The 2794-nt window shown below is 56.9% G+C and carries 3 protein-coding genes; all 3 read left to right on the plus strand.

Features of this window, described 5'->3' with window-relative positions:
• The first annotated feature begins 174 nt into the window (after positions 1-174).
• The 3 genes from JHD67_RS21195 to JHD67_RS21205 all read left to right on the plus strand — a co-directional run bounded on the left by JHD67_RS21195 (position 175) and on the right by JHD67_RS21205 (position 1396).
• Positions 175-495: a hypothetical protein gene (locus JHD67_RS21195; protein WP_199101126.1), complete on the plus strand. Its 321-nt coding sequence runs from the start codon at positions 175-177 to the stop codon at positions 493-495.
• A gap of 176 nt (positions 496-671) precedes the next feature.
• Positions 672-1040 (plus strand): hypothetical protein, encoded by a 369-nt coding sequence (locus JHD67_RS21200; RefSeq protein ID WP_199101127.1) that lies wholly within the window; start codon positions 672-674, stop codon positions 1038-1040.
• A gap of 116 nt (positions 1041-1156) precedes the next feature.
• Complete coding sequence (locus tag JHD67_RS21205) at positions 1157-1396, plus strand: hypothetical protein (protein ID WP_199101128.1); 240 nt, start codon at positions 1157-1159, stop codon at positions 1394-1396.
• The last annotated feature ends 1398 nt before the right edge of the window (positions 1397-2794 follow it).

Consider the following 2794-nt stretch of genomic DNA (forward strand, 5'->3'; position numbering starts at 1 on the left):
ATTGCGCACAATCCCAGGGTCGAATCCAATGGGTGGGAATTGCAGCGCTTGTTGTCGCGTGGCTGGCGATTGCCGCCTTCAACAACCTGCGTCACTAGGCATTTTCGTGAGGTCCGCTACCGACCCGGAGCAGACCTCACAGAAACAACCGGCAGATGAGTCTAGGGAGAGGGCATGAGGCAACTTTCATCTGATCAGGTTTCCAGAATCGCGGTCTCTTTGGCCGATACGCCAGAGCGGACCATCGTGCTTCTGGATGAGGTCCATGTGGCGAGCCTCGATTCGGCCACGTACAACGCCAACATCTACTACCTTTCGCAAGGCGGCGAAGTTCTCTGGCAAGTCGAAGCGAGCCCGGGCACCTATGAGAGGGACTCCTTCGTATCCCTATCCCGCGCGACCGACGGTTCGCTAGTAGCTAGGCGCTTCTTCGGAAACACCTACGCGCTTGATCAATTTACCGGGGTGGCTCGCCAAATTGGCTGGTCGAAGTAACCATTAGCCATGTCCGATTCCGATCCGAAGCAGACACTGGATGAACCCGCAAGGAGAGTGACGTGAACCGATGGACCTCCGCGATATCCGCGCTTCTAGCCGCGACCGTGGCTGTAGGCCCCGCGTCCGCTGGGCCTTCTGGTTGCGGTCTGCCAGACATATCGGGTTCAAGTGAATTGCACCAATTCTTGAGCCTTCGTGCTGTTGACGTCATCAAGCAGGCAGCAGGCTCGGATGAGGGACTTGCGGCGCTGGTCACACCTACCGCGAGTTTCAGCCTTGGCGCAGGTGATGTGGGCAGACCCTTGGGAACGGGAGTCAATGGCGCTCGCACGCTTGCACAAACGATGAAGGCAGACACTTATCGTTACCTTGGCTGGGACTACATGGACATGCCGGCTGACCCGTGTTCAAAGCAAAAGGTGGAAGTCGATTTCATCGATAGCCAGGGCAATAGGGTGTCCCAAGTGGAATTCACGTTTGAAGCGGGTCGCGTGGTGAGTGCAGAAGGCTGGCAAAGGTCATTCGAGGCGGGTCGCTTATAGGACCACGCGGAGTCGGGGCGCTCATGTCCGCTTCCGACCCGGAGCAGACCTTGCGCCGATGAGATTCGGTCATGGGAAGGTCGCAGCCGGGAGTCGGGCTGAAAATCGGGGGGGATATGAAGAAGAGTCGATTTGGAACTGCCTTGCGTGGCGGCGTTCTGTTATTTGCGTCGATTTTCGCCATTGTTGTGGGAGCCATGGCGATCAGATTCGTTGTCCTTGGAATCCGTATCGACGCCGGGCTGATCAAGATCGTGCTCGTTGAGGCAACTAAAGGCGGCGCATTTGGTGGCCTCGTGGCCTTCGCCATGGTGTTCGCGATGTTTCCAAAGAGCACGCGGCCTCAGCGCGACTAGATCGAAAGGTCTGCTTCCGACCCAGAACGGACCTAAGGGAGGCGTCAAATGAGCAGCCAGCCAAGTCGATCACCATTCCGATGGCGGACTGCCGTTCGGCGGCATCTCCCCTGGTTTTTGATTGACCTTGGTATTGCGCGAAAGGGGCGTGACTGCGAGAAGGCGGGAGGTACACACGCCTGGTACAACCTGGACGCGGTCAGTAGTGGTTGCTACCACTGTAAAGTCGTTCGTGCGGGCCGGATCTGGGAAAATAGGTAGATTTGTTAGGTCCGCTTCCGACCCATGGCGGACCTTGTTCAGCAACGAGAAGTGGGGTCTATGGGCAAAGTCAGGAGATCGAATTCATGAGGAAGGGGACGGCCGCCAACATTGCAATCGGACTTATGGTTCTCGGGTGGTTGGCTTCTTTTTGGGGATTGTTCTCGCAGCTTGGCGACCCGGATCCTAGGGTGCCTCGCGCAGTGATCGAGGCCGAAAATCGCACTTATTTCACGTTATTCCTGGGTGGGGTGGCCTCCATCGTAGTCGCCATGTGGTTGGCAGGTTTTGGCTACTCGGAAGCAAAGGTCCGGGCGTTAACCGTCGCAGCTTTTACGGTCATACCAATCGTCGCGATCGGGGTTTGGGTGGCCATTGGGTATTAACCGAGTAAGCGCTACGTGCCGTAAGGCAACGTCCGCTTCCGACCCATAGCGGACGTCTTTGACGGAAAGCGGGGCGATATGTTTCGAGGAGCCTTTGGTTTCATTGACCCAGCGCAGGATCCAATGTGGCCGTTGGCCATAGATGGGCGGGCGCGCATTGGCGCGGAAAATGTCCATACCGACGGCTATTTTTCATTGGTGGCCCCTATTTTCGAGACCTATGCTCAGCGAGATTCAGGGATCGGCATGTTTGCCCTAAACGTCCTGGTCGTTCTTCGGCCGGGTGACTTCGAACCGGTCAGGGCAGCTCTAGCTGCGCTGAGAGAGGAGCTGAAATCGTTCCCACGGTGCTGGCGCGTTTTTCTTGGTGAACGTCATCCGGCGAACGGAGCACCGATAGTGAGGCTTGAGCCTCTACTTTTTCGGAGCCGTGCTACTGCAATTATCGATAGGATCGAGAGGTCTTTGGACATCGCTGCTGCTACTGGCCGGTATCTGGTGTACGGAAACGGGGTCGTCTATAGGCAGCTTTTGGGCATCCGCCTTCCTCCCGGAACGGTCGAATACTCATAGCTACCTAAGTTCCGCTTCCGACCCGAAGCGGACCTTATCCCGAGCGTCCTACCACCCAACATTTTGAGTAGAAATGCTGTGAGAGTTCACATGAGGTGGAAGGTGGCATTAGCGGATGTCCTGATAGTGGTTGCGCTCTGCGGGCCGCTTTATGGGCTCGCCTTAGAGCGGAGCTACC

The organism is Dyella sp. ASV21 (assembly GCF_016428975.1).
Taxonomy (GTDB): domain Bacteria; phylum Pseudomonadota; class Gammaproteobacteria; order Xanthomonadales; family Rhodanobacteraceae; genus Dyella.

Bases quoted from the DNA above. Each gene is read 5' to 3' on its own strand.
- JHD67_RS21195 (WP_199101126.1), top strand. From the start codon at position 175: ATGAGGCAACTTTCATCTGATCAGGTTTCCAGAATCGCGGTCTCTTTG.
- JHD67_RS21205 (WP_199101128.1), top strand. From the start codon at position 1,157: ATGAAGAAGAGTCGATTTGGAACTGCCTTGCGTGGCGGCGTTCTGTTA.